Source organism: Atlanticothrix silvestris CENA357 (assembly GCF_016056295.1).
GTDB lineage: Bacteria > Cyanobacteriota > Cyanobacteriia > Cyanobacteriales > Nostocaceae > Atlanticothrix > Atlanticothrix silvestris.
In genome coordinates, this window is the sequence record NZ_JAECZB010000005.1 from 150,340 (window position 1) to 156,339 (window position 6,000).

Annotated in this window: 4 protein-coding genes; 2 read left to right on the top strand and 2 right to left on the bottom strand. The window is 37.8% G+C overall.

Going from position 1 to position 6,000, the window contains the following annotated elements; translation table 11 throughout:
- Positions 1 to 217: 217 nt before the first annotated feature.
- Positions 218 to 271, bottom strand: a complete 54-nt coding sequence (gene patS, locus I8751_RS30335) for a heterocyst-inhibiting signaling peptide PatS (protein WP_404800369.1) — start codon at positions 269 to 271, stop codon at positions 218 to 220.
- A 1,152-nt stretch (positions 272 to 1,423) separates the two neighbouring features.
- Positions 1,424 to 2,065, bottom strand: coding sequence for a signal peptidase I (gene lepB / locus I8751_RS04540; RefSeq protein WP_214437979.1), 642 nt, complete (start codon positions 2,063 to 2,065; stop codon positions 1,424 to 1,426).
- Between the two features lie 227 nt (positions 2,066 to 2,292).
- Between lepB and I8751_RS04545 the strand changes: the two genes are divergently transcribed.
- Positions 2,293 to 3,612 carry a dihydroorotase gene (locus I8751_RS04545; protein ID WP_214437980.1) on the top strand — a complete coding sequence of 440 codons (1,320 nt, stop codon included), beginning with the start codon at positions 2,293 to 2,295 and terminating at the stop codon, positions 3,610 to 3,612.
- A 355-nt stretch (positions 3,613 to 3,967) separates the two neighbouring features.
- Positions 3,968 to 5,803: a two-component system response regulator gene (locus I8751_RS04550; protein ID WP_214437981.1), complete on the top strand. Its 1,836-nt coding sequence runs from the start codon at positions 3,968 to 3,970 to the stop codon at positions 5,801 to 5,803.
- The last annotated feature ends 197 nt before the right edge of the window (positions 5,804 to 6,000 follow it).

Here is a 6,000-nt window from a genome sequence, read left to right on the forward strand (position 1 = left end):
CTGTCTGATATTTAAACTAGCAGCTGATGATTATGAATGCCTGAATTTGGATGCAATGGGTTATTGAATTTATGAGGGTGAATAGACAAATTTCTCCACACCGCATCATTATTTACACTAACTGACTAATGCTATCAGTGTCATACCCAAGGATCATAACTTGATTACAGCACTCTAAAATTTCCACTGATAGTCGAGGGAGAATTTCACACTCGTCCTATCTGCCGCTACCACGCTCATCCAAAAAATTCACTAACATTGTTGTCCTCATTATTCAAAAGTCAATGAAATACGGTTTAATTGAAGATTAGGTCACGATTGGCATCTACTAGCTTTCTGGTTGAGGTTGGCTATGATGGGTGAAGACTTGGCTCAAAGCGTCTCAACAGAACAATGCTTTTGCAGGTTATATCTCTTATCTAGCAAACCGCCAAATTCTTGTAAAACCTACGTTCAGGGAAAATCAAATTTACATGAGAATTGACATAAACTTGTCCTCTAGTGGGTCATCTTGACTGTTAAAGCTCATAGATGAATTTCAGTTACCTAGCAAGTACTGGTAATTTTTTTTCGTCTACTTGCACTATGGTTGTGCCTATTAACTCCTTGTTTTGATCTCTCGGTAAATCCGTTCTCGATTCTATTTGAGCAGATGCTTATTTATAGATTTTTGATCCGTTTTACCCAGTAAACATAAGCTCTCTAGCAACATCACTTCCAGTCACATAAAGTAATCGGAAGTTTAAAAAAACTGTTTTAAGAGCCTAATAATTAAGTGCATATAACATTTTTATATGTATAAAACAGAGTTTTCATAGAAAGTCGCCCGTTTACTTAACCCTACTAATTCTCTACAGTTTTTAGAGGAAAAATCCGGATAGTTAAGCACCAAAAGCTAACCAAAAAAAGTTAAACAGTTACCTATTTTCGTATTTGTCGTTTAACTTCTGGTCATGTTTAGTATTCCCATATCAGCTTGCGGATACACACACAAATGCATGAATCGCAAATTCATGAGATAAATTAATTTATTCTTTTTTAATTAAAAGATATTCTTATATTTATTGATGGAGCTATTAAAGAAGTAAAATATCGGATTTCTAAAATGAAAGTTGCGTTGAAAATATGTCGCTATTTATACTTACAATTAATAATATGCTACCCAGAAATCAAAAGTTTTAAATAAAATAGCAGTCCCACCTACAGTATGAAAAACTGATGATGGGACTGCTATTTTCGGCGTTGGATAATTGCGGGATGATTTACCTCGCGCAGAGGCGCTAAGACGCAGAGAGAATAAGGAGTTTGAGATTCTAATCAATCTAATTTCATTCCGTGATTCAGCAACGCCCTATTTTCAAATCTCAAATTTCTGCTTCTGCGAGACTGAATTTCTACCCAAAATAGATGATATTATCTCCCGCTAGGGATAAAGCGGCGACCTATCAATTTCTCCAACCTGACCGAGAGGCCAGAAACGCAATACAGCGCGACCTATAATATTTTGGCGAGGGACAACACCCCAGCAGCGGCTATCGTAGCTACTATTACGGTTATCACCTAGCACTAAGTATGAATTAGGGGGTATAGTCTCAGTTTTTGCTAAATAAGGCGGCTGCTGTCCTGACGTACAAACATCGATTACTGTGCGTTGCTGCGAACTCAAGTACTTGTCTTCTTCAAGGGGTTTTTTATTAATATATACTTTGCCATTCCTGAGTTCTACTGTTTCTCCAGGCAAGGCAATTATGCGCTTAATAAAAGCATCTTGGTATTGCTCTTTTTGTAGCTCTTCTGTAGGCGAAAAAACTACAATGTCTCCCCTTTGCGGTTCTGAAAACTTATACTTCAACTTATCAACAATAATTTTGTCTGCTTCCCACTGATTTGGGGTTCCGTGCAATGTTGGTTCCATAGAACCAGAAGGAATCCAGCGAGCTTCAGCAACAAAAGTACGAATGCCTAAGGCTAGAACGATACTTAATACAACTGTTCTACCTAGCTCTGCGATCCAGGAATTATCGGGTTGTTGACTAGAATTTTTATCAGACACTTGGTTTTGCATTAAATTACTGAAGTAAGGGAAAGTGTGGGTAATTCACTCACCTAAAGAGACTTTATATGTTGATCTTAGCGGTAGATATGGCGGCTTTTTGGTAGCCTGACTCATAAGTTAAAAGTAAATTTTTTTTACCATTATGCAAAAAGTTGTTACCAAGAGTGAAATTAAGTTTAACTTAAAAGCATAGTTTTCTGTAACACAGAGCCTCTTGTCGGAACATTGTTAACTCCATGCCATCTCCAGAAAGTTTACTGATTCGCCACGCTCACATTATTCTACCTAATGGAGAATTGATGTTAGGAGATGTGCTGACGCGCGATCGCCGTATCGTTGAAGTTGCACCAGAAATTTCCACTACAACACCAACCACAGCAATTGACGCAACAGGGTTAACTTTGTTGCCAGGAGTCATTGATCCGCAGGTGCATTTCCGAGAACCAGGGCTAGAACACAAAGAAGACTTATTTACAGCCAGTTGTGCCTGTGCCAAAGGTGGAGTTACCTCCTTTTTGGAAATGCCCAACACTCGTCCTTTGACAACTACCCAGGAAGCTTTAGACGACAAGCTCCAACGTGCCTCTTCTAAGTGTTTGGTTAATTATGGGTTTTTTATTGGAGCAACCACAGAGAATCTACCAGATTTGCTTTTAGCAAAACCGACACCAGGAATCAAGATTTTTATGGGGTCGATGCATGGTCAGTTATTAGTTGATCAAGATGCGGCCTTAGAGGCGATTTTTGCTCAAGGTAATCGTTTAATTGCTGTTCATGCCGAAGATCAGGCCAGAATAAACCAACGTCGCCAAGAATTTGCTGGTATTCACGATCCCGCAGTTCACTCCCAGATTCAAGATAATCAAGCGGCGCTTTTAGCAACAAAACTGGCATTAAAACTTTCTCAAAAATATCAGCGTCGTCTGCACATCCTGCACATGTCAACAGCCGAAGAAGCAGAGCTGCTGCGTCAGGAAAAACCGAGTTGGGTAACAGCAGAAGTAACACCACAGCATTTGTTGTTAAATACCAGTGCTTATGAAAAAATTGGTACATTGGCACAAATGAATCCACCCTTGCGATCGCCCCACGATAATGAAGTTCTCTGGCAAGCTTTGCAAGATGGCGTAATTGATTTCATCGCTACAGATCATGCGCCTCACACTTTGGTAGAAAAAGCTCAAGAATATCCCAACAGTCCATCTGGGATGCCTGGGGTAGAAACTTCTTTAGCTTTAATGTTAACTGCTGCTACGCAGGGGCGATGTACAGTTGCCCAAGTTGCTAATTGGATGTCAACATCTGTAGCTAAAGCATACAAGATTCCCAATAAAGGAGCGATCGCTCCTGGTTACGATGCTGATTTAGTACTTGTAGATTTGAACACATTCCACCCAGTCCGGCGTGAAGAACTATTAACCAAATGTCGCTGGAGTCCTTTTGAAGGCTGGAACCTCACAGGATGGGCTGTAACAACCATTGTTGGTGGTCAGATTGTTTATGACAAAGGTCAATTAAATACAAAAGTACGAGGTCAAGCACTAACCTTTTTGTAGTAAAAGTGATGATTTTAGATTTACACAATATAAAAGTGTGAACCATTATTCCTGAAAGGCTCACACAGTAAATTTGACTAGAAATTTGAGTCAATATCTCAGTGTAAAATATATCAGCTAAGTATAAACTTCACGCCAGAAATATAGATATTACCTAGTGAAGCTAAGATTTTGTGACATTTGTCACCGATGTCTTTCTTCTGATTGGGCAATGTACTTATCAGCAGTAAGTTGTAGCAAAAAAGTTACTTCAGCATCTTCTGCCAGATAAGGAGCAAATTTTCTGATTTTTCAGAGATTTAGCGAACAACTCTCGGCTTAAAAAAATCATGGAATTGACTAGAACAAACGCAGAATGAGTTACCAGCGGTTAGACCCTGATAAAAAAGATATTTTAATCATTGATGATATGGCAGACAACCTGCGAGTGTTGTCTTCGCTACTTACCAAGTCAGGATATAACGTTCGTAAAGCTTTGAACTGGCAAATGGCCTTGACTGCTTGTCAAACAGTATTACCGGATCTAATTTTACTTGACATTATGATGCCGGAAGTGGACGGTTATGAGGTTTGTCAGCGTTTAAAAGCCTGGGATTTGACTGCGGATATTCCGGTGATTTTTATTAGTGCTTTAGATGATGTTTTTGACAAGGTAAAAGCTTTTAGAATAGGAGGCGTAGATTATATTACCAAACCTTTTGAGTTTGAAGAAGTTCTAGTGCGTGTGCAAAACCAGATGGCATTGAGGGCAGCGCAATTAGAAGTATTAAGTCTCAATTTTGAATTAGAACAAAGGGTAAAAAAGCGTACATGGGAGTTAGAAAAAGCTCTACAAAAACTCCAAGCAGAAATTACTTCCCGCCAACAATTACAAAGTAAATTGCTAAATATAGCGCTGCATGATTCTCTAACTGGTTTACCAAACCGAGTTTTGTTTATGAAGCGGCTAGAAAAAGCTCTAAATTTTGCTAAACAAGAACCCAGTTATCAGTTTGCTGTATTATTTTTAGACTGCGATCGCTTTAAAGTTATTAATGATTCTCTGGGACATTTAGTGGGAGACGAATTACTCATATCCATCGCCCAACGCCTGCAAACGTGTCTATCACCATTTGACACTTTAGCAAGATTAGGTGGCGATGAATTTGGCTTTATCCTAGAGAATCTCGCAGATATAAATTCAGCAATTCAAGTTGCTAAAAAAATTTTGCAACAACTATTGCTTAATTTTAAATTGTCCAGATATGAAGTATTTATGAGTGCCAGTATTGGCATTAATTGGGGTAACAAAAGTTACGAACAACCAGAGTGTTTACTGCGTGATGCTGACACAGCAATGTATCGTGCTAAAGCTTTAGGAAGAGCTAGATATCATATTTTTGACCCAGCCATGTATCAGGAAGCAATCCAACTTCTAGAGATAGAAAATGACCTGCGTAGAGCTATCGAACGTCAAGAATTCCTCATTTACTATCAGCCGATTATTTCTCTGACTACAGGTATGATTGCAGGATTTGAAGCACTTGTACGCTGGCAACATCCAATTCGGGGTCTAATTTATCCTGTAGAATTTATTCCTGCGGCAGAAGAAACAGGTTTAATTAATGCTATTAACATTTGGGTATTACAGTCAGCTTGCCAACAACTATATATATGGCAAAATCATCTAGTCACACCAAAAAATCTCACAATTAGCGTTAACTTCAGTGCGCGACTGTTCTCACAGCCTAATTTAATAGCACAGATTGATCAAATTATTTATGAAACTAAAATAAATTTTGCTAATTTACAACTAGAAATTACAGAAAGTGTAATTATGGAAAATACCAAGACAATAAAAGTAATCCTAAAACAAATGAGAGAGCGAAAAATTAAGTTAATTATGGATGATTTTGGTACAGGATACTCATCTTTGAGCTATCTGCATAATCTTCCTTTAAATGCACTCAAAATTGATAAATCATTCGTCAAACGTATGCAAGATAATCAAGAAAATATGGGGTTAGTACCAGCAATGATTGGTATTGCTAAATCAATGGGTATGGCTGCGATCGCAGAAGGAGTTGAAAGCAAAGAACAATTAGATAAATTGAAAAATCTAAATTGTGATTTTGTTCAAGGTTATCTATTTTCTAAACCTATACAACAACAATTAATCCTTGACCTGCTTACCGCAAAACCTCATTGGTAAGTATAAGTATCCATAAGTGGTAAAATAGATTGATCAACGCCCGGCTTTAATTAAGACAATATAATAATTGTGTGGAATCAATATATAAAAAATACGATTTGATTTCTGAATTATTTGCTTAGGTAGTGGAAAGAGAACCAAGAATAAGAGAGATAAAATCTCCTGACTTTTTTTAAAATTAAATACTAGTTCTATAT